The 19,743-nt window shown below is 67.7% G+C and carries 17 protein-coding genes and 2 pseudogenes; 8 read left to right on the forward strand and 11 right to left on the reverse strand.

The genetic code is table 11. The features are described 5' to 3' along the window. The first annotated feature begins 10 nt into the window (after positions 1-10). The 3 genes from E3O06_RS06430 to purM are packed head-to-tail and all read left to right on the forward strand — an operon-like array spanning position 11 to position 3,174. Entirely contained in the window at positions 11-475 is a 465-nt protein-coding gene (locus E3O06_RS06430; RefSeq protein WP_134502139.1) for an MFS transporter, read from the forward strand. 12 nt (positions 476-487) lie between these two features. Beyond that, complete coding sequence (purF, locus tag E3O06_RS06435; protein WP_134502140.1) at positions 488-2,077, forward strand: amidophosphoribosyltransferase; 1,590 nt, start codon at positions 488-490, stop codon at positions 2,075-2,077. Beyond that, entirely contained in the window at positions 2,074-3,174 is a 1,101-nt protein-coding gene (gene purM, locus E3O06_RS06440) for a phosphoribosylformylglycinamidine cyclo-ligase (RefSeq protein ID WP_134502141.1), read from the forward strand. Before purF ends, purM begins: the two co-directional genes overlap by 4 nt. A gap of 222 nt (positions 3,175-3,396) precedes the next feature. Here purM and E3O06_RS18375 read toward each other — a convergent pair whose 3' ends face one another. Then, the gene (locus tag E3O06_RS18375; protein ID WP_241979924.1) at positions 3,397-3,708 is read right to left on the reverse strand and encodes a DUF3073 domain-containing protein; all 312 of its coding nucleotides are present in this window, start codon (positions 3,706-3,708) and stop codon (positions 3,397-3,399) included. A 152-nt stretch (positions 3,709-3,860) separates the two neighbouring features. Here E3O06_RS18375 and E3O06_RS06450 point away from each other — a divergent pair, with 152 nt between their 5' ends. Then, positions 3,861-4,946: an NAD(P)-binding domain-containing protein gene (locus E3O06_RS06450; RefSeq protein ID WP_134502142.1), complete on the forward strand. Its 1,086-nt coding sequence runs from the start codon at positions 3,861-3,863 to the stop codon at positions 4,944-4,946. A 20-nt stretch (positions 4,947-4,966) separates the two neighbouring features. Here the strand turns inward: E3O06_RS06450 and E3O06_RS06455 are convergent, their stop codons facing one another. The 4 genes from E3O06_RS06455 to E3O06_RS06470 all read right to left on the reverse strand — a co-directional run bounded on the left by E3O06_RS06455 (position 4,967) and on the right by E3O06_RS06470 (position 9,888). Continuing rightward, a complete protein-coding gene (locus E3O06_RS06455) occupies positions 4,967-7,108 on the reverse strand; it encodes an APC family permease (protein ID WP_420898871.1) in 2,142 nt (713 codons plus the stop codon). Between the two features lie 299 nt (positions 7,109-7,407). Beyond that, positions 7,408-8,136 (reverse strand): PadR family transcriptional regulator, encoded by a 729-nt coding sequence (locus tag E3O06_RS06460; RefSeq protein ID WP_134502143.1) that lies wholly within the window; start codon positions 8,134-8,136, stop codon positions 7,408-7,410. Beyond that, positions 8,133-9,008, reverse strand: coding sequence for a DUF4097 family beta strand repeat-containing protein (locus E3O06_RS06465; RefSeq protein WP_134502144.1), 876 nt, complete (start codon positions 9,006-9,008; stop codon positions 8,133-8,135). The genes E3O06_RS06460 and E3O06_RS06465 overlap by 4 nt, the downstream gene beginning before the upstream one ends. A gap of 88 nt (positions 9,009-9,096) precedes the next feature. Next, entirely contained in the window at positions 9,097-9,888 is a 792-nt protein-coding gene (locus E3O06_RS06470) for a CPBP family intramembrane glutamic endopeptidase (protein WP_134502145.1), read from the reverse strand. Between the two features lie 117 nt (positions 9,889-10,005). On the opposite strand from E3O06_RS06470, the gene E3O06_RS06475 reads away from it, so the two are divergent. After that, complete coding sequence (locus E3O06_RS06475) at positions 10,006-11,172, forward strand: M20/M25/M40 family metallo-hydrolase (RefSeq protein WP_134502146.1); 1,167 nt, start codon at positions 10,006-10,008, stop codon at positions 11,170-11,172. Here the strand turns inward: E3O06_RS06475 and E3O06_RS06480 are convergent. After that, positions 11,159-11,623 (reverse strand): pyridoxamine 5'-phosphate oxidase family protein, encoded by a 465-nt coding sequence (locus E3O06_RS06480; RefSeq protein ID WP_134502147.1) that lies wholly within the window; start codon positions 11,621-11,623, stop codon positions 11,159-11,161. The genes E3O06_RS06475 and E3O06_RS06480 overlap by 14 nt on opposite strands. A gap of 95 nt (positions 11,624-11,718) precedes the next feature. On the opposite strand from E3O06_RS06480, the pseudogene E3O06_RS06485 reads away from it, so the two are divergent. Continuing rightward, positions 11,719-11,859 (forward strand): annotated as a pseudogene (locus E3O06_RS06485) (MerR family DNA-binding transcriptional regulator); the annotation flags it as partial. Between the two features lie 75 nt (positions 11,860-11,934). Here E3O06_RS06485 and yczE read toward each other — a convergent pair. From yczE to hutH, 3 genes are all read right to left on the reverse strand, one after another. Further along, a complete protein-coding gene (yczE, locus tag E3O06_RS06490; protein WP_198415786.1) occupies positions 11,935-12,543 on the reverse strand; it encodes a membrane protein YczE in 609 nt (202 codons plus the stop codon). A gap of 284 nt (positions 12,544-12,827) precedes the next feature. After that, a complete protein-coding gene (locus tag E3O06_RS06495; protein WP_134502149.1) occupies positions 12,828-14,492 on the reverse strand; it encodes a M23 family metallopeptidase in 1,665 nt (554 codons plus the stop codon). A 136-nt stretch (positions 14,493-14,628) separates the two neighbouring features. Then, a complete protein-coding gene (hutH, locus tag E3O06_RS06500; RefSeq protein WP_134502150.1) occupies positions 14,629-16,218 on the reverse strand; it encodes a histidine ammonia-lyase in 1,590 nt (529 codons plus the stop codon). Between the two features lie 88 nt (positions 16,219-16,306). On the opposite strand from hutH, the gene E3O06_RS06505 reads away from it, so the two are divergent. Further along, entirely contained in the window at positions 16,307-17,074 is a 768-nt protein-coding gene (locus tag E3O06_RS06505; protein ID WP_134502151.1) for an IclR family transcriptional regulator, read from the forward strand. A gap of 84 nt (positions 17,075-17,158) precedes the next feature. On the opposite strand, the gene E3O06_RS06510 is transcribed toward E3O06_RS06505, so the two are convergent. After that, entirely contained in the window at positions 17,159-18,160 is a 1,002-nt protein-coding gene (locus tag E3O06_RS06510) for an alpha/beta hydrolase (RefSeq protein ID WP_134502152.1), read from the reverse strand. A 225-nt stretch (positions 18,161-18,385) separates the two neighbouring features. Then, on the reverse strand, positions 18,386-18,850 hold the full coding sequence (locus E3O06_RS06515) for a GNAT family N-acetyltransferase (protein ID WP_134502153.1): 465 nt from the start codon (positions 18,848-18,850) through the stop codon (positions 18,386-18,388). Between the two features lie 259 nt (positions 18,851-19,109). On the opposite strand from E3O06_RS06515, the pseudogene E3O06_RS06520 reads away from it, so the two are divergent. Continuing rightward, positions 19,110-19,743: pseudogene (locus E3O06_RS06520) on the forward strand (DEAD/DEAH box helicase); the annotation flags it as partial.

Consider the following 19,743-nt stretch of genomic DNA (forward strand, 5'->3'; position numbering starts at 1 on the left):
CAATGGGCGGGTGAGTTCTTCTGAGCAGCCCCAGGCTGAGCAACCCCAAGACCCGTCGGCCGACAACGCGACCGCCAGTGAGACCGTCCTGGCTGAGACAACCGTGACGGTGCATCGGGCGCCGCGGTACCGCAACTTCATGCTGCTCGGCGCCATTGTCGGCGTGCTGCTCGCCCTCATCCTCACGCTTTCATTCCCCGAGAATGACGAGTACGACCGGGTGCAGATTTTCGGCTTCCTGCTGCTCGGCGGTCTCGCCGTCGGCACGACCCTCGGCGCGGTCGTGGCCCTCGCGATCGACCGCGTCATTGGTCGATCGCACGTGTCGGTCGTCGCCGATAGACTGGGGGCGAACGAACTCAGTACCAACGAGCACGGTGCCAACGAACACGGCACCAATGCCAACGAGTTGCGTACCGCTGAGCCTGGCTCCGGCACCCCCAACGATGACTTTCAAGCGTTCAACGAGAAGTAAAGAGGCTGCGGCTTGCCCGGTGGCGACGGACTGTTAAATCACGATCTTCTTCCCAATGAGAAGGGCCCACAAGATGCTTGTGGGGTCTTCGGCGTCTGGGCTCCCGGCGAAGAGGTAGCCAAACTCAGCTACTTCGGCCTCTACGCCCTGCAACACCGTGGCCAGGAATCGGCCGGAATTGCCACGAGCGACGGCAGCAAGATTCTCATCTACAAAGACATGGGACTCGTCTCCCAGGTCTTCAACGAGGCCTCGCTGAGCACCCTGCTCGGGCACATCGCTGTCGGGCACACCCGCTATTCCACGACCGGTTCGTCGAGCTGGCAGAACGCCCAGCCGACCCTCGGCCGCACGTCGAGCGGAACCGTGGCCCTCGGCCACAACGGCAATCTCACCAATACCGCCGAGCTGCTGCAGCTCGTGCGCGAACGCTATCCGCAGGTTGACGGTGAACTCGCGCGCGGCAACACGACCGACACTGCCGTGGTCACCGCTCTGCTCACCGGCGACCTCGACCACACCCTCGAAGCCACCGCGCTCGAGGTGCTGCCGCGCCTCCGCGGCGCCTACTGCCTCGTCTTCATGGACGAAACCACCCTCTACGCGGCCCGTGACCCCCAGGGTGTGCGGCCGCTCGTGCTCGGCCGCCTCGAACGTGGCTGGGTCGTCGCCTCCGAGACGGCTGCCCTCGACATCGTCGGCGCGAGCTTCGTGCGCGAGGTTGAACCCGGTGAGCTCATCACCATCGACGAGAACGGGCTGCGCACGCAGCGCTTCGCGAAGGCCGAGCCCAAGGGCTGCGTCTTCGAATACGTCTACCTCGCCCGCCCCGACACCACCATCGCTGGTCGCGGCGTGCACGAGGCCAGGGTCGAGATGGGCCGCAAGCTCGCTGCGGAGTACCCGGTCGAGGCCGACCTCGTCATCCCCACCCCGGAATCCGGCACCCCCGCCGCCATCGGCTACGCGCAGGCGTCGGGTATCCCGTTCGGTCAGGGCCTGGTCAAGAACTCCTATGTCGGGCGCACCTTCATCGCGCCGTCGCAGACCATCCGGCAGCGCGGCATCCGCTTGAAACTGAACCCGCTCAAGAACGTCATCAAGGGCAAACGTCTCATCGTCGTCGACGACTCGATCGTGCGCGGCAACACCCAGCGCGCCCTCGTGAGCATGCTGCGCGAGGCCGGCGCCGCCGAGGTGCACGTGCGCATCTCAAGCCCGCCGATCACCTGGCCGTGTTTCTACGGCATCGACTTCGCCAGCCGTGCCGAGCTCATTGCGACCGGCCTCGAGATCGACGAGGTGCGCCAGTCGATCGGCGCCGACAGCCTCGGCTACCTCTCCGAAGACGGCATGATCGCAGCCACCGAGCAGCCGCGCGAACGCCTCTGCACCGCCTGCTTCACCGGCGTCTACCCGATCGCGCTGCCGGAATCGCAGCACCTCGGCAAGAACCTGCTCGAGCGACCGACAGCATCAAACGGATGCGACCCCGGCCCGGATTCCGACCTGGAAGCCGTGCTGGCACCCGCCGCACGCAAAGAAGAAGCCCTCGCCCGCCTGGGCCAGGTACCGTTCGGTGACCCGGGAAGACCAGAATGAGCAACTCGTACGCAGCGGCCGGAGTCGACACTCGGGCCGGTGACCTCGCGGTCGAACTCATGAAGTCAGCGGTCTCCCAGACGCACGGCCCCGAGGTCTGGGGCGGTGTCGGCGGCTTCGCCGGACTGTTCGACGTGTCCTTCCTCACCAAGTTTCGCCAGCCCCTGCTGGCCACGTCGACGGATGGTGTCGGCACCAAGGTCGCCATTGCGCAGGCCATCGACAAGCACGACACCATCGGGCAAGACCTGGTCGGCATGGTCGTCGACGACATCATCGTCGTCGGAGCCCGCCCCCTGTTCATGACCGACTACATCGCCTGCGGCAAGGTCGTCCCCGAGCGCATCGCCTCGATCGTGGCCGGCATCGCCCGTGCGTGCTCCGAGACCGGAACCGCCCTCGTCGGCGGCGAAACCGCCGAACATCCCGGCCTGCTGGGTGCCGACGACTATGACGTGGCCGGCGCGGCCACCGGCGTGGTCGAAGCCGACCAGGTGCTTGGCGCCGAGAAGGTCGTGTCCGGCGACGTCGTCATCGCGATGGCTTCCAGTGGACTGCACTCCAACGGCTACTCGCTCGTGCGCCACATTCTGGCGCAGCGCGGCATCGGCTACACCGACACGTCGGACGAACTCGGCGGCGTGGTCGGCGAGGTGCTGCTCGAACCGACTCGCCTGTACACCGGCCCGCTGCTCGACGTGATCAACGATCCCGAACTGGCCGGCGCCATCCACTCGCTCAGCCACGTCACCGGTGGCGGTATCGCGGCGAACCTCGCCCGCGTGCTGCCCGTCGGCTCGTGGGTGGAGGTCGACCGGTCCACATGGTCGCCCGCCCCCGTGTTCCGGGTGCTCGGAGACATGGCCGGCTCCACCCTGGAAAGCGCGGAGGGAACCTGGAACCTCGGAGTGGGCATGTTCGCGGTCGTGAATGCGGCATCCGCTTCATCGGTCATCGCCCGCCTGGCCACCAGCGGAATTCCCGCCTGGGTCACCGGCCGCGTCTCGCGCGCCGCGCACGACCTGACCGGGTTCGAGCAGGGCGCCAAGGGCGTCAACGGCGGCGCCGTGCGCCTCGTCGGGGCCTACGCGAACTGACCCCGGCCCGTCTGGCGCCCCAGCGCGGCCGTTTGTTGCAAGCGCTGTCGCACGCGCCGAGGTTGGCGCGGTCGTTTCCTGGAGGTGCTGGCTCACGCTGCTTGCGCGCGTGGCCTGCCGGGTGCGCGAGCCACAAATGGCAGCGCGACCACTGATTGACGAATCGTGGCGACGACAAATTGCGGCAGCGCAAACGGATGCCGCGAACGCCGCTGCCAGCGGCTAGGCGCGCTTTTTCTCGTCTTCGGTGGCGTAGTGATCGACGTAACGGTCATCGTCGCCGTCGGGATTATCGTCATCGTCGGCGGAATCACCGTCACCGTCACCGTCACCGTCGCCGGCGCCGGCGCTGGCGGCCTTCTTGGCCTTGTCCGCTTCGTACTCCGGCCACTTGGCGAGGTCCTCGTCGAGGCGCGGGTCGGACGGATGCCCGGTGAGCTCGCGTTCGAGCGCGTTGTAGTTGGTATCCGGGCTGAAATATTTCAACTCCCGAGCTACCTTGGTGTGCTTTGCTTTTTGACGGCCGCGCCCCATGCGTGACCCCCTTACGATGCCAGGCCGAGCGAGTCGCGAGACCCTCGGGATTTGCCGAACGGAATGTGTAAAAACTAGAGTTTAGTTTAGCATGGTGGGCCTCGCGCCCCGCGGACGTCGTTCGCACGGCTAATCCGTAGAAATGGGGTGGCATGACGGGCAATGCCAGCGTGCCCATCGTCATTATCGGAGCCGGCCAGGCCGGGCTGTCCGTCGCCTACTACCTGCGCCGGTTTGACCTCGTAGCGGGCCGTGACTTCATCATCTTCGACCGCGGCCCTGGCACTGGCGGTGCGTGGCAGCACCGCTGGCAGGCACTGCACCTCGGGTCGGCCCACCGCGTCAACGACCTTCCCGGCATGAAAGAACTCGGCCTGAGCTTTGACACGGCCGATCGTGATCTGGCTGCCCGCGACGTCGTCAGCGACTATTACCACGACTACGAGCAGCACTACGAGTTGAAGGTGGTGCGGCCGGTGACTGTGACGAGCGTGGTACCGATTCAGGCCAACCTGATGGTGGCCACGAGTTCGACTGTTTTCGGCGACCAGAAAACCGACGCGCGCCTGATCGTCAACGCGACCGGCACCTGGGGTGCGCCCTTCGTGCCGCACTACCCCGGCGCGAAGACCTTCGCGGGCACGCAGGTGCATACGGCGAACTACGTGTCCAGCGAGGCGTTCGCCGGTCAACGGGTGGTCGTGGTGGGCGGCGGCACGTCGGCGATCGGTTTCCTGCTCGAGCTGGAGGGGGTGGCGAGCGAACTGACCTGGGCTTCACGCCGGCCGATCGACTTCAGCCACACCGACCAGCTCGCCGAGGTGACGGCAGTGGCGGCCGTGATGCAGCAGGATCGTGCGGCGCGCGCTGGCAGCGCCCTCCCCAGCATTGTCAGCGGCACCGGGGTGCCGGTCACGCGCCGCATCGCGGCCGGCATCGACCGGGGGCTGCTCGTGGCCCGCCCCATGTTCTCGAGCATCGAGCCGACCGGGGTGCGCTGGAGCGACGGAACCTTCACCGAGGCCGACGCGATCGTGTGGGCATCCGGTTTTCGGCCGGAATTGCGGCACCTGGCCCCGCTTAAACTGCGGGACAAAGCCGGCGGCGTCGCGGTCGGTGCCGGGGTGTCCTCCATCGACCCGCGCATCTTCTTCGCCGGGTACGGCCCGCAGGCGAGCACGGTCGGCGCCAACCGGGCCGGTCGCATCATCGCCCGTCAGATCATGGCCCAGCTGTAGCCCCCGAACGGATGCCGCCGCTACTTGCGCTTGCGGCGACGGGATGCCGTGGGTCGGGACTGCGCGGGGACGGTCCCGACGATCGTGGTCGATTTCGTCGTGGTGTCGATCGCTCCGGTGGGCGGCGCGAGCGGACGACGGGACACCGGGCGCGAACGCACGGGCTCGCCGCGACGGTCCTGGCCGGGAATCGGGCGGGACCGGCGGCCGTAGATGAGCTCGGAGGAGTCGAGCAGCCAGGGCACGAGGGCAATCGTGACGCCGTGCACGAGCATGAGCTTCTGGCGCAGTCGGCGGGCCTTGTGGTTGTGCAGCAGGCCTTCCCACCAGTGGCCGACGATGTAGATGGGCGTGTAGACGGTGATGACTTCGGAGCCGTGTTCGTCCCGGCGACCCTTGATGTAGTTGATCAGCGGCCAGCTGATGTCGCGGTAGGGCGACGCGACGATGCGCAGAGGCACCTGGATGTTCTGCTTGACCCAGGCGCGTTTGAGTTCCTTGGTCTCGATAGTGTCGATCGACACGTGCACGGCTTCGAGGCTCACGTGGCGGGCGGCGATCGCATAGTCCAGGGCCTTCAGCACCGGCTTCTGCATCTTGCCGACGAGCACGATGGCGTGGTCGCCCTGCGAGCCGAACGTCGTGATCGGGTCGACCTCGATCTCCCTGGCGACGTCGCGATAGTACCGATTCACCCCCATCATCAGGATGAACAGAATGGGCATCATCACGAAGACCAGCCAGGCACCGTGGGTGAACTTGGTCACCGTCACGACGATGAGCACGACACCGGTGAGCAGGGCGCCGAATCCGTTGATGGACAGGCTCAGGTAGATCGACCCGCGGCCAGGCGGGTTCGTCTTGAGCAGTTTGAGCCAGTGCCGCACCATTCCGGTCTGCCCGAGCGTGAACGACACGAACACACCGATGATGTAGAGCTGGATGAGCACGGTGAGGTTGGCCTGATAGACGATCATGATCGCGCAGGCGGCCAGTGCGAGCAGCACCACGCCGTTGGAGTAGATCAGGCGGTCACCGCGGGTGCTGAGCGACTTGGGCGCATAGGAGTCGTGCGCGAGCACCGATCCGAGCAGCGGGAAACCGTTGAAGGCCGTGTTCGCGGCGAGCAGCAGCACGGCCGCCGTGGCCGCCTGCAGTACGAAGAACATGATGGAGAAGTCGCCGAAGGTCGCCGCGGCGACCTGGGCGATCAGGCTGCGCTGCGGAGCCGTGGCGCACTCGGCCCAGCCGATCAGGTCGCAGGCGCGCTCCGCGTAGTGCACCTGGGAGATGAGCGCGAGTGCCGTCAGCCCGATGAACAGCACGATGGCGATGCCGCCCATGAGGGTGAGGGTGCGCTGGGCGTTCTTGACCTTGGGATGTTTGAACGCTGGTACGCCGTTGGCGATGGCTTCCACGCCGGTCAGGGCGGAGCATCCGCTGGCGAAGGAGCGCAGCAGCAGCAGGATGAACGCGGCTTGGGCGAGGTTCTCACCCTGCACGTCATAGCCGGCCGACTCGGCCACCGGGGCGTCGCCGAGCAGCGCGCGGACGAGGCCGACCACGATCATGAGCAGCACGCTGCCGATGAACAGGTAGGTCGGAACGGCGAAGGCTTTGCTCGACTCCCGCACGCCGCGCAGGTTGGTCGCCGCGAGCAGAATGATGAAAATCACGGCGAGCTCGACGCGAAGCGGGGCCAGCGCCGGGATCGCCGAGATGATGTTGTCCACACCGCTCGCCACCGAGACGACCACGGTCATCACGTAGTCCACCAGCAGAGCGGATGCGACGACCAGGCCGGCCTTCTCACCCAGGTTCTTGTGCGCGACCTCGTAGTCGCCGCCGCCCGAGGGGTAAGCCTTGATCAGCTGACGGTAGGACGCGACCACGACGACGAGCAGCACGACGACGACGGCGGCCACCCAGGGTGCGAAGCTCAAAAAGGCGAGCCCGCCGAGGGTGAGAATCATGAGGAGTTCTTGAGGCGCGTACGCCACGCTCGACAGCGGGTCGCTCGCGAAGATGGGTAGGGCGAGGTGCTTGGGCAGCAGCTGGCCGTCCAAATGCTCGGTGGGGAGCGGATCGCCGATGATCCACCGCTTGGGGGAACGACTTTCCGGTACTGGGGCGTTCGCCTCGGGTGTCACGAGGGACGACACTACACCTCAGGCGGCCCCTGTCAAATTGCGGTGTTTTCGAAGCGGGTGCGTGTGGGCCGCGACGACGGGTCATCCGCTCCCCGCGCAGGCATAACTCGCAACTCCGCGGACAACCCGCCGCCTCGGCAGAGCGCAGACTGGCTCGAGATAGCTGACTCGCTCAACGTGTCTGCGGAACGCTTTCATTCCGCTGGTCGAGGCGCGAGGAACGAGCGATCGAGACCCTTCGGTGCGGATCTCGATCGCTCGCAAGCTCGCGCCTCGATCAGCGCGCGCTGGCGGTCTCGGGTAGCCGAAGGCTAGGGGTGCAGGGTGGCGAGGATGCTCGTGCGCACCTCGGCGAGCTGCCGGCGGAGCGACGCCACGGTGTCGGTCGGAACGACCGACCGGGCGGCCTGCATGCGGAGGTCCGTGCGCAGCTGCTGCCGGAACTCGTTCAGCACCATGTCGGCCTCGCGCAAAGCCTGAGTCGATTCCTGACGCGAGGCCCCGGCCGCGTCGGCCGGGGCATTGGCGGTCGAGGGCGCCGCGGGCGGTTGCTCGGCCGGCGTCGGGCGATCCCAGGTCGACGAGCCCGGCGGATCCCAGGAACCGGGGGTGCCGTCGTAGCCGTGCGATTCGGGTGAGGCGGCACCGCGGGCCTGGCGGGGGCGGGCGGCCGAGGCGAGGTCGGCCCGCAGGGTCTTCATGGCGGAGTTGACGCCGGTGCGCACCTGATCGGCGAGCCTGCGCACCGAGTCGGTCACCTCATCCTCGATCGCGCCGAGTTCGCCGTCGCGGGCGAGCAGTTCGGCGCGGCCGGCCTCGGTGATCTCGTAGACGGTCTTGCGTCCGTCGGCCTGTTTGGTGACGAGGCCCTCCTCCTCGAGCTTGGCCAGCCGTGGGTAGATCGTGCCGGCGCTCGGGCTGTAGGTACCGCCGAATCGGTCGCTGAGCGCCTGAATCAGCTCGTAGCCGTGCCGCGGCCGTTCGGCCAGCAGACTCAGCAGGTACAGGCGCAGGCTGCCGTGGGCGAACATGGCGCTCATGCCGGGTCTGCCTGGGAAGCCTGGGCGGTGTCGGCGGCGGTGGGCCCTGCGGCATCCGCTTGACTCGCAGTCTCGCTGCGCACGACCGAGATGTCGCCCGACACCGAGTTGGAGCGCACGTCGAGCCAGCTGCCGTCGAGGGCGCCGGTGGAGCCCTCGTAGCCCTTGCCGAACGCGGTGCGCACGGTGTGGTCGTCGAGCTGGAGCGTGCCGGAGAGCGTGTTGAGGTGGTAGCGAGCGGCGACGCCGGGCTCGAGCCGCACGGTGAGGTTGCCGCTGACCGAATTCGTGACGATCTGGTCTGGTGTGCCGGCCAGGTCGAGGAACACGTTGCTTGAGACGCCGTCGAGCGTGAACTGACGGATGCTTCCGCTCGCCGTGATATCGCCAGACACGGTGTGCACGGCCAGCGCTCCCACGTGGTTGCGCACCGAGATTTCGCCGTTCACCGCGTTGAGTTCAAGGTCGCCCTGCACATCGTCAATGACGAGATCACCGGAGACGGTGCTGAGTTTGGCATCATTGCGCAGGCCCGAAACGAGGGCGTCGGCCGAGACTACGCCGAACCGCAGCGCCACATCGCGGGGAACGGAAATGCTCACCTCGGCGCGCGCGGTGCCGCGGAACGAGGCAAACACCTCGATGAAGTTGTCCCAGCGCAGCTGCGGGTGGTCGATCTCGAGACGGTCACCGTCCATAGAGATCTTCAGGTCTTTGCCGGTGACGCCGTGCACCTCGATGCGGGCGCCGGGTTCGTCATGGCCGATGATGTCGACCGTGCCGGCGATGAGGCCGACCTTCAGCCTGCGCACCAGCTCGACGTCAATGATTTTGGTCTGCCCGGGGGCGACCAGCCATTTTTCCAGTGACACTGGGTTGTCCTTTCAGAAGGGTGAACTCGCGCTATATCGCGTGTTCTGAAAGACACGATATATCGCGTTCCTGAGAGGTGCAAGAGGTTCAGTACAGAAAGATGTCGAGCCACTGGCGATTGTGGGCGTGCACGAGCACGGCGAACACCACCACGTCGAAGAGCAGGTGCACGCAGACCACATAGGTCAGGGACCGGGTGCGAGCGAAGGTGTAGCCCTGGAGCAGCGCGAACGGCACGGTCAGCAGCGGCCCCCAACTCTGATAGCCGAGCTCCCACAGGAACGACGAGAAGATCACGGCCTGCAGAATATTGGCCTGCCAATCGGCAAAGTGCCGCCGCAGCAGGGCGAACGCCACGCAGATGAAAAACAGTTCGTCCCAGATGCCCACGAAGCCCACGCCCACGAACAGCCGGGCGATCTCATCGGGCGCGGTCACCGCCGGCCAGTTCTGGTAGGCCCCGGAGCCGATGAAATAGCTCGGCAGAACCAGGTACCCGAGCAGCAGCACGATCGGCAGGTACGCGCGCTCGAGCCTGGTCCAGCGCTGGCCGGTGCGAATCGGAAACCGAATCGCGTGGTCCTTGAAGTAGTAGCGCGACAGCAGATACGGCGCGAGCACCGACAGGCTCAGCACCGTGCCCATGAGCGCGATGTTCGGGTAGCTGATGTTCGCCTCGACCGAGATCGTGCTGATGATCACGAGGCCAACGGCCAGCAACAACAGGTCGCGAAACAGGGCCCGGTTGATCACCACGGCGAGCACGAGGGCGGCGGCGAGCACGGAGTAGCCGGCCAGCGGCATCCGCAGCGCAAACAACAGCACAGCGGATGCGCTCACCAGCGCCGCCGGAATCAGCCCCCACCGTGATGTACCCATGTTGCACCCTACCCAGGCCACTCTCCAGTTTCGCGAGAGCGAGAAAAAGGTTGCGCGCCCTCTGCCCCCCGGAAACAGCGATTTTCCCGCTCTCGCGGGAGGGCTTAGATTCTAAGGATGACCCGTCTACCCCCTGAGACCGACCCCGTCGCGATTTTGCAGCAGCTCGTGCGCATCGATTCGGTCAACCCCGACCTCGTGCCGGGAGCCGCCGGCGAGGTCAGGATCGCCGCCTGGTGCGCTGACTGGCTGAGCGCGCAGGGGTTCGATGTCACCGTGCTCGAGCAGACTCCCGGGCGGCCGTCGGTCGTCGGCGTCAAGCGCGGCACCGGAGCCGGCCGTTCGCTCATGCTGAACGCCCACCTGGACACGGTCGGCGTGACGACCTACGCCGGCGATCCCTTCAGCGGCGCGCGACGGGACGGCCGGGTGTTCGGGCGCGGGGCCGTCGATACCAAGAGCGGGGTCGCGGCCATTCTCGTGGCGGCGGCGCGGGCAGCCGCTGAAGAATTGGCCGGTGACGTGATTGTGACGCTGGTCGCCGACGAAGAATTCGGCAGCATCGGCACCGAAGAGGTGCTGCGCAGCTTTCACGCCGACGCCGCCCTGGTGATCGAGCCGAGCAGCCTTGAACTCACCACCGCCCATCGCGGTTTCGCCTGGTTTGAACTCGAGCTGACCGGCCTGGCCGCTCACGGTTCCCAGCCCGAACTCGGCGTCGACGCCATCTGGCACGCCGGCCTGGCCCTGCGCGCCCTCGACGGGCTGCGGCAGCAGTTAAACGCCGAACCGGCACATGCCTCGCTTGGCCACGGCGCCGTGCGGGTGTCGCAGATCAGCGGCGGCGAGGATGCGGCCACGGTCGCGGCCCGCTGCGTGCTCACCGTGGAACGACGGATGCTGCCGGGCCAGTCGCCCGAGCGTGTCGAGGCCGAACTGCGCGCGCTGTTCACCGAGTTGACCGTTGAAGAACCGCAGTTTCAGTTCGCGCTGACCCGGCTGGTGGCGCGCGCGGCTTTTGAGGCCGAGCCGGACTGGCCGATCGTGCGGGCACTCGGCGCCAGTGTCGTGCGTCTGCTCGGGCGTGCAGCGGCGACGCGCAGCGAACCGTTCTGGACCGACGCCGGGCTCATTCTTGAAGCGGGCATTCCCTGCGTCGTATTCGGCGCCGACGGCGAGGGCCTGCACGCCGACACCGAGTGGGCTGACGCACAGTCGGTACGCGCGCTCGCCGACATTCTAGCGGGCACGATCACCGAGTTCTGCGGGCTTACAGCCGGCTGATTTTCTTCCACCCCCTGCCCTCGTGCCAGGACTCGATGATCAGATGGGTGTTGTCGGGGTCGATGTAGGTGAGCACGACCTCGTGCACCCGCACTTCGAAACTCGAGGAGCCCGGCGGATCGGCCGGGTTCGGCGCGATGGCGACGAGCACCCCGGCCAGTTTCGCATCGCCGGCCCAGTCCGACGGTTGCCCGGCCGGGGGTTCGAGGGTCGGGGAGTGGATGGCCACCCGCGGGTCCCGCAGTACGTCGTGCAGCTTGAGCGAATTGGGCATCATGCCGAGCGTGACCCGGCCAGATTCGGGCTCGAACACGAGCTCTGTGCCGCTGATTCTCGGAGAGCCGTCCCGGCGCAGGGAAGCCATTGTCTTGTTGGTGCCAGCGTCGAATCGCTCCCGCACCCGGGCCGCGAACTGCGGCGCGTCCTGTACGACTTCTTGCCACGTTGCCATGCCCTAAACGGTACCCCGGGGCGCCGACATCCGCTCTTGACCTTGACGCAACGTTAAGTTCTATCGTGGTAGTCACTTGGCGAAAGGAGTATGAGATGGACTGGTCCATTCAGGATGTGGCGCGACTGGCCTCGACGACGAGCCGCACCCTGCGTCACTACGGCGACCTCGGCCTGCTGACGCCCAGCCGGGTCGGCAGTAACGGGTATCGCTACTACGACGAGCACTCGCTCCTGTTCTCGCTCAGACAGTGAACTCGCAACCCCGCAGATAACCCACCCGCCTCCGCTCCTTGCTTCGCAAGATTGCCGCTACGGCGTGGGCTCGAGAATGGGCTGGGGAGCGGGGCGCTTGATCGCCAGGAGGGGCATGGTCAGGTTGCAGAGCGGGCCGACCAGGAGGGCGAACAGCACGGTGCCGACGCCGACGTTACCGCCGAGCAGCCAGCCGCCGGCGAGCACGACGACCTCGATGCCGGTGCGTACCACCCAGATCGGGCCGCCGGTGCGCTTGTGCAGGCCGGTCATCAGACCGTCGCGCGGGCCGGGTCCGAAGTGTGCCCCGATGTAGAGGCCGGTCGCGACGGCGAGGGTGATCAGGCCGGCCGCGAAGAGCACGCAGCGCAGCCAGAGATCGAGGTCTGTCGGAATCAGCCAGAGTCCGACATCCGCTGCGGGGCCGACCAGCAGCGCGTTCAGGATGGTGCCGAGGCCGGGCTTCTGGCGCAGCGGAATCCAGAGCAATAGCACGAGGGCGCTGGTCAGTGTGGTGATGAGCCCGAAGCCGAGGTGCAGGTGGGCGTCGATGCCCTGGGTGAGCACGTCCCAGGGGGCCACGCCGATGGCGCCGCGCACGATCAACGCGATGCCGATTCCGTAGAGGAAAAGGCCAATCAGCAGTTGAATCAGTCGACGAGTCACGAGGATTCAGTCTAAGGGTCGGGCGGGCGGCCCGCGCTGGCATGCTGAGCTACCACCTGGTCGAGGGCACAGGGAGCGCCGCGCGGCCCGTCGGGCCGCCTGAATCAGGCCGAATCGAGCCGGGGTCGGCCCAATGATGGTGCTTCTATTCCAGGCGTCGTTCATAAATGCGGAAGGTGAGGGCGGTCAGGCCGGATTTATTCTGCGGTCGATTCCGAGATTCTCCGCGGTTAGGGACGGTACCCCGGAGAGGCGCAGCCAAACGGGTGCGATAAAGGATGCCGTCAGCGGCCGAGAGCGACGCCGCGGTTGAGGAAGAAGGGTCGGGGGTCGATGCGTACGCCGTCGACTCGAACCTCGACGTGCGTGTGGCAGCCGGTGGACAGACCGGTACTGCCGACTCTCCCGATCTGTTGGCCCGCAGCGACCCGATCACCCACGGCGACCAGGGTGTCGCCGAGGTGGGCGTAGCCGGTTTGGACTCCCTCGCCGTGGTCGATGAGGATCCAGTTTCCGTAACTCCCGACAGAGCCGGCGGCCCGCACGATTCCGGCGGTGGCGGCAAAGACGGGGGTTCCGCAGCTGGCCCCGATGTCGGTGCCGTAGTGGAACGCGCCGACCCCGGGGAGCGGGCGAACCGGGCGCGGTCCATAGTCATCCGTTACCGCACCGCGTGCGGGGTTGGCCCAGCCCTGATCGCTCAGCTGGCCGACGTCGGTGCGAATGATCCGGCGCACGTCGAGGGCGGCGAGGGTTGCGGCAGCGGCCTGGGCCTCAGCTGCTGCGGTGACGAGTGCCAAACCCGCCGCCTCGAAGTCTCTCTCGGCCGCGTCGAGTGTAGCCTGACTGGCATCAACCGTCACCATGCTCGCAGCGGTGCGCGTCTCGGTGTCCTGCGCGTTCAGCTTAATCGCTCGCGCCTCATCGGCCTCGGCACGAGCCTGGATCGTCTCGATGTTGTCGGTGACACGGTCCAGCTGGTCGAGCGTGCTCAGCTGGTCGAGCACGTTGCCGAGGGAATGCCCACCGAGAAAGACGTCGGCGACTCCGGCGCCGCTCTGTTGCTGGGCCATCTTGCGCGCGAGTACGGCGAAACTGACGTTTGACTCTGCGGCTTGCCGGGACGCATCCACGGCCAGCCGATGCACGAGGGAGGCGCGCCCCAGTGCGATCGACTGGCTCGCCCGCGCTGATTCCAGATCCTCACGCGCGGTGTCGAGCACGGCCTGCGCGGTTTGCGAGCGGGTCAGGGCGCCCGCCAGCGCCGCGCCCCGTTGCCCGGCGAGTTCCTGGGCAGCGGTGCGCGCGGCCGCGACTCGTTCGGCGGTTACCCGCTGGGCAGCGAGCACTTCCGCGGCAGCCGCTCGGGCTGCGGCTGCCGTCTGAGCGGATGCCGCGGCGATGCTCTGCGCGACGGTATCAGTGGGGGAGACCAGGAGCGTGTCGGGGGTGAGTTCAGGGGCCGACTCCGGCTCGGTCACCGGCGGAATGGGGCCGTCGCTCGGTTCCGGGGCGGGTTCCTCGGTCGGAGTCGGGGTTGCTGTGGGATCCGGTGTCGGTTCCGGGGTGGGCTCAGTGGTCGGTTCCGGTGTCGGTTCGGAAGTGGGTTCCGGTGTGGGGCTGACCGTGGGTTCCGGTGTGGGTTCCGGTGTTGGTTCGGGGGTGGGCTCCGCGGTGGGTTCGGGGGACGGACCGACGGTCGGTTCCGGCGCGGGATCGCTGGGCGGCTCCGCCTCCGGCGGGGTGCCGGCGATCGGTGTGGCCGGTGACGCGGCGGGCAGCTCGTCCGCGCTCGCCGCGACCGGTGCGCCGAACAGTACGAGTGCCGTGATGAGGACCGCCGCCAGCCAGCCGTCGCGGCCTCGACCAGCGCGGGGCGCTACGGCCCGATTCTGTTGTTGTGCTGGCCCGAGCCGCACGGTGCGACGGCGCTTCGAGGGTGGCAACATTGCAGGACCTGATCCATTCGGGTAATGGAGGTACGCGGCTCGGGCGGGCCAACGTGGCGCAAGTATGGCACGGCACCGCGCGGGTCACAACGGGGCGAAGCGACGCTTCAAGGTGGCTACAAGGTCGCACCGAGCGCTAGGCCAAATCTGCGCCCGCTGCGGCCCGCACCGCCCCCGACGCCACGAGGTGCACGACCCCTTCGATTTCGGGGGACAGAAAGCGATCGTGACCGGGGCCGGCGGCGACCGTGCGAACGAGATCGCGCACCGCTCCGGTCGCCGCAGCGGGAGTGAGCGGCGCACGCAGATCGAGCGAACGCGCCGCGGTCATGATCTCGATCGCGAGCACCCGGCCGAGCCCGTCGAGTGAGCGGCGCAGCTTGCGGGCGGCATGCCAGCCCATCGACACGTGATCTTCCTGCATCGCGGAGGACGGGATCGAATCAACGGATGCCGGCGCTGCGAGCCGCTTCAGCTCCGACACGATGCCGGCGGCGGTGTACTGCGCGATCATGAGCCCGGAGTCCACGCCGACCTCGTGGGCGAGAAACGGTGGCAACCCCTTGCTGCGGCTCGCGTCGAGGTGACGGTCGGTGCGCCTTTCACTCATACTCGCGACATCCGCTGAGGCGATGGCGAGAAAATCGAGAACGTAACCGAGCGGAGCGCCGTGAAAGTTGCCGTTGGACATTACCCGTCCGTCGACCGTGACGACCGGGTTGTCGATGGCGCTGTCCAGTTCGCGGCCGGCGACGAGGGCGGCGTGGGCGGCGGTGTCACGCGCGGCGCCGTGTACCTGCGGGGCGCAGCGCAGGGAGTAGGCGTCCTGCACCGACACGTCCTCCGGGCCGGCATGACTCGCGAGCAGGCTGGAGCCGTGCAACAGTCGGCGCAGGTTCGCGGCACTGTCGGCCTGGCCGAGCTGGGGCCGCAGCTGCTGCAGGTCGGCCGCGAAGACAGCATCCGTTCCGAGCAGGGCCTCGACGCTCATCGCCGCGGCGATGTCGGCGGTCACGAGCAGGCGGGCCAGGTCGTCGAGGGCGAGCACGAGCATGCCGAGCATGCCGTCGGTGCCGTTGATCAGGGCGAGGCCCTCCTTCTCGGCGAGTACGACCGGTGTGATGCCGGCAGCGGCCAGGGCCTCGCCGCCGCTGACCAGCGTGCCGGTCGCGTCGCGCGCCTGGCCTTCCCCCATCACGACGAGGGCGCAGTGCGCGAGCGGCGCGAGGTCGCCGGAGCAGCCGAGCGATCCGTATTCGTGCACGACCGGGGTGATCTGGGCGTTCAGTACGGCGGCGTAGGTCTCGGCGGTGGCGGGTCTCACGCCGGTGCGACCGGTCATCAGGGTGCCGAGGCGCAGCAGCATGAGGGCGCGCACGACCTCGCGTTCCACCTCGGGGCCGCTGCCGGCGGCGTGTGAGCGCACGAGGCTCGCCTGCAGCTGGGCGCGCCGATCGGGGGTGATGAACGTCGTGGCGAGGGCGCCGAAGCCGGTCGAGATGCCGTAATGCGGTTCGGTGTCTGCCGCGAGGGCATCGATGATCGTGCGCGTCGCGGCAACCTCCGTGAGGCTCGCCGGGTCGAGGGTGACGCGCGCATTGTGCCGGGCGACGGCGATAACGTCGGCAAAGGAGAGCGCGGTGGTGCCGACGACGACACTCGCCGTGACAGCGGATGCCCCGCCCAAGTCGTGCGCGGATGTGGTGGGGGAAGTCGCACGGGTCATCCTTCGATTGCACACCCTCGCCGCTCCCGGCGACAGGGCGATACGCTGGCTAGTGTCCGGGATACCGGACAGGCCCGAGAGGACCAGGATGGCGTCGAAGGTTCCGGCCGCGCAGAGCACCCTGCGTGTTCTGACGCACCTCGCCGCCCAGCGCGGACCGATCCCGGCGTCCGCCCTGGCGAGCGCCCTCGACCTGCCGCGCTCGACCGTCTACCAGTTGCTCGCCGTGCTCGTGGCTGCGGGGTTCGTGGTGCACCTGCCCGAGGAACACCGCTACGGGCTTGGTATCGCCGCCTTCGAACTGAGCTCCGGGTTCAGCCGTCAGGAACCGCTCTCGCGGCTCGGGCGCCCCCTGATCGCCCAGCTCGTCGACCGGTTGGGGGAGAGTGCGCACCTGGTCGTGCTCCACGGGCGCGACGTGATCTACCTGGTCGAGGAACGCGCCGCACACCGCCCCTCACTCGTCTCCGACGTGGGGGTGCGACTGCCCGCCCACCTCACCGCTAGCGGCCGCGCCCTGCTCGCGGCTCTGCCCGCCGCACAATTGCGTGCGCTCTACCCGAACCAGGCGGCGCTCGAACAGCGCGACGGCCGTGGTCCGCGCACGAGACTCGAGCTGCGGGCCGTGCTCGATCGTGTCAGAACGGATGCCTACGCCACCGAGAACGGCGAGATCACGCCCGGCATCGCCTCGGTCGCCCTCGCCGTGCGCGATCATGCCGGATGGCCGGCCGCCGCGATCGCGGTCACGTTCGCGCACGATCGGTTCGCCGAGGATCGCTGGCCGGCGCTCGCCGCCACCGTGGCGGCGACCGCGGCGGAGCTGTCCCGCCGGATCGGCGGCCGGCCGCGCTGAGCGCGCCGCGCCTCGCGGCACGCGTTTGGGAAGCTGGCACGTGTTCAAACCCGTGCCAACTTCTCGAACACGTGCCGCGACCGCCTACAGCCCGAGTTCGGCGTGCAGAAACCCCGCGACCCGGGCCCGCATTTCCTCGTCGAGGATGCCGATCGAGTGCAGCTCCCCGGGCACGACTACGAGTTCGCTGCGAATGCCGAGGCGGTCCAGCTGCGCCGCGAACTCGATCGATTGGTTCGCCGAAATGAACTCGTTCGATGACGTTCCGATGAAGAACGGCCGATCGCAGCGGTCCAGCCGGCTCGACGCCGAGGCGTCGACGGACGGCGCGCACCGGTTGATGTCCTCACAACCGAGGTAGGCCTGCGTGATGCGCGTGAGCCCGTCGACAGCGTTGACGAGTCCCGTCGCTCGCAGATCGACCGGGCCGGACAGCTCGGCCACGGCGGCGACTCGCGCGTCGGTCGTGAGCGCGCTCCGGCCGCTCGTGCCGAGCAGGGCAACGAGGTTGCCGCCGGCTGACCCGCCGAAGGCGCCGATGTGGTTCGGGTCGATGCCGTATCTTTCGGCGTTGCCCGGGTCGCGCATCCACTCCACGGCGAGCTGCAGGTCGTCGATCGCGGCCGGAAAGACGGCGTCGGGAACGAGCCGATAGTTGACCGAGAAGGCCACGAATCCCTCACTCGCGAGCGACTGGCAGACCATCCGCCAGTCGCTGTTGCCCTTGTCGCCGCGAGCCCAGCTGCCGCCGTGGACCGAAATAACAGCGGGCAGTAGCGTCTGCTCAACAGCGGATGCCACCGCCTCCCGGTCCGCGGTAGCGGTGCCAGGCAGAACGGTGTCGGTGGGCCCGGCGTCGCCGGCATCCGCTGTGCCTGCCGAGGCAGTGGGAGCGGGACTGGCGGTGGAGTATGCACGAGCCGGTGAGCAGACGTCGAGGGTGAGCCGCGCGCCGTCGGGCTGGATTCCGTGGACGATATCGGTCGTGGCGGACGCTGTCGCCGGGCACGAAGGTGCGAATTCCCACGATGGCGTCGGTGACGAGCTCGCTGTCGGTGGCGCCAGCGCCGTCGGGAGCGACGTCATACACTGCAACCCGAAAGCCGGCGAGCAGGCTCGTGGCCACGATCGCTACGACGGTCGCGGCGAGCGCCACCCTCCCACGAGTGAGGTGGCGGCCGGTGCGCATCGAGGGTCGAGCAGGTGTCACTGACATTCCCTCGGTTGTTGCTGGTTGAGTCGAGACTAGGCGCATCCGCTTCGCCCACCGATTCGCCGCCACCGTCGGCTACCCGGGTCGGGCGTTGGCGCTTACAGGCTCTTGGCGAAGCAGACGCTGAACTCCTCGCCGACGTACTGGCCGAACAGCTCGACCTGCTCGTAGCCGCGACCGCGGTACAGCGCCATCGCCGCGTCTTGCAGCGGGCCGGTTTCCAAGGCGAGAGAACGGATGCCGCGGCCAGCGGCATCCGCTTCGATGCGGTCGAGCAGGTGGCCGGCCACGCCGCGCCCCCGAGCGTCGGAGTGAACGAACAGTCGCTTCAGTTCGGCCGCGTCCTGGAGGGAATCGAGCGGTACCAGGGCGGCCATGCCGCAGGCGGCGCCGCGTTCGTCGCGGGCCACATACACGTCGACGCCCGGGCGTTCGAGTTCGTCAGTGCTGAGTAGAAAGCTGTTCTCCTCCGGGTAGAGGGAGTGCGCGAAGGTGGTGCCGGCGGCCAGCAGTGCCTCGATGTCGGCCTGCCGGGGCGGCTCGATACTGATCGAAATGGTCATGTCACCAGAATAGAGCGAGGCAATCTGCACGCTTGTGCGTGACTTTTCAGGAAGCATCCGGTAACGTAGACAAGTCGGCTCTTGACACCGCGCTGTGCGCGGATGGGTTTGTAAGTCAAGTTGGGCCGGTTTCCCAGTAAACCGCTGGTGAAAAATCACTGTATGTGAACGGCCCCGACCAAAATTGCTCGGGTTCTCAGTTACGTCGCATGTGCGATGTTGTTCTGCCATGTACTGAAGACAACCCAGAGATATCTTTATGCCTCAAGGCAATTCGCACAACTCCACCGTCGGTCGTGGCGGTAAGAACTTCGATCCCAAGTACGCCTCCAAGGGTGGATCGGGCCACGGCGGTTCCAACAACGCCGGCAGCAAGAGCCCCGGACACCGCGGCTACCGCGCTGACGAGAGTGCCCCCAAGAAGCAGCGCTGGAACGCCGACGAGCGCGCCGCGCGTTCAAACGAGCGTCCCTCGAGCGAGCGCCCGGCCTACGGCTCGCGTTCCGTTCGCCCCGAGAACGGCGGCCGCACCAACAGCGAGCGCAACGAGCGCCCTGCCTATAACAACGACCGTCCCCGCACGGATCGCCCGGCCTACAACAACGACCGCAACAACGACCGTCCGGCTCGTACCGAGCGTCCGTCCTATGGTGACCGTGCGCCGCGCACGGATCGTCCGGCGTATAACAACGACCGTCCGTCCTACGGCGACCGCAACAGCGCTCCCCGTACCGAGCGTCCGTCCTACGGCGACCGTGCGCCGCGCACGGATCGTCCGGCGTATAACAACGACCGTCCGTCCTACGGCGACCGCAACAGCGCTCCCCGTACCGAGCGTCCGTCCTACGGCGACCGCAACAGCGCTCCCCGTACCGAGCGTCCGTCCTACGGCG

It is taken from the genome of Cryobacterium glaciale, assembly GCF_004402535.1.
GTDB lineage: Bacteria > Actinomycetota > Actinomycetes > Actinomycetales > Microbacteriaceae > Cryobacterium > Cryobacterium glaciale.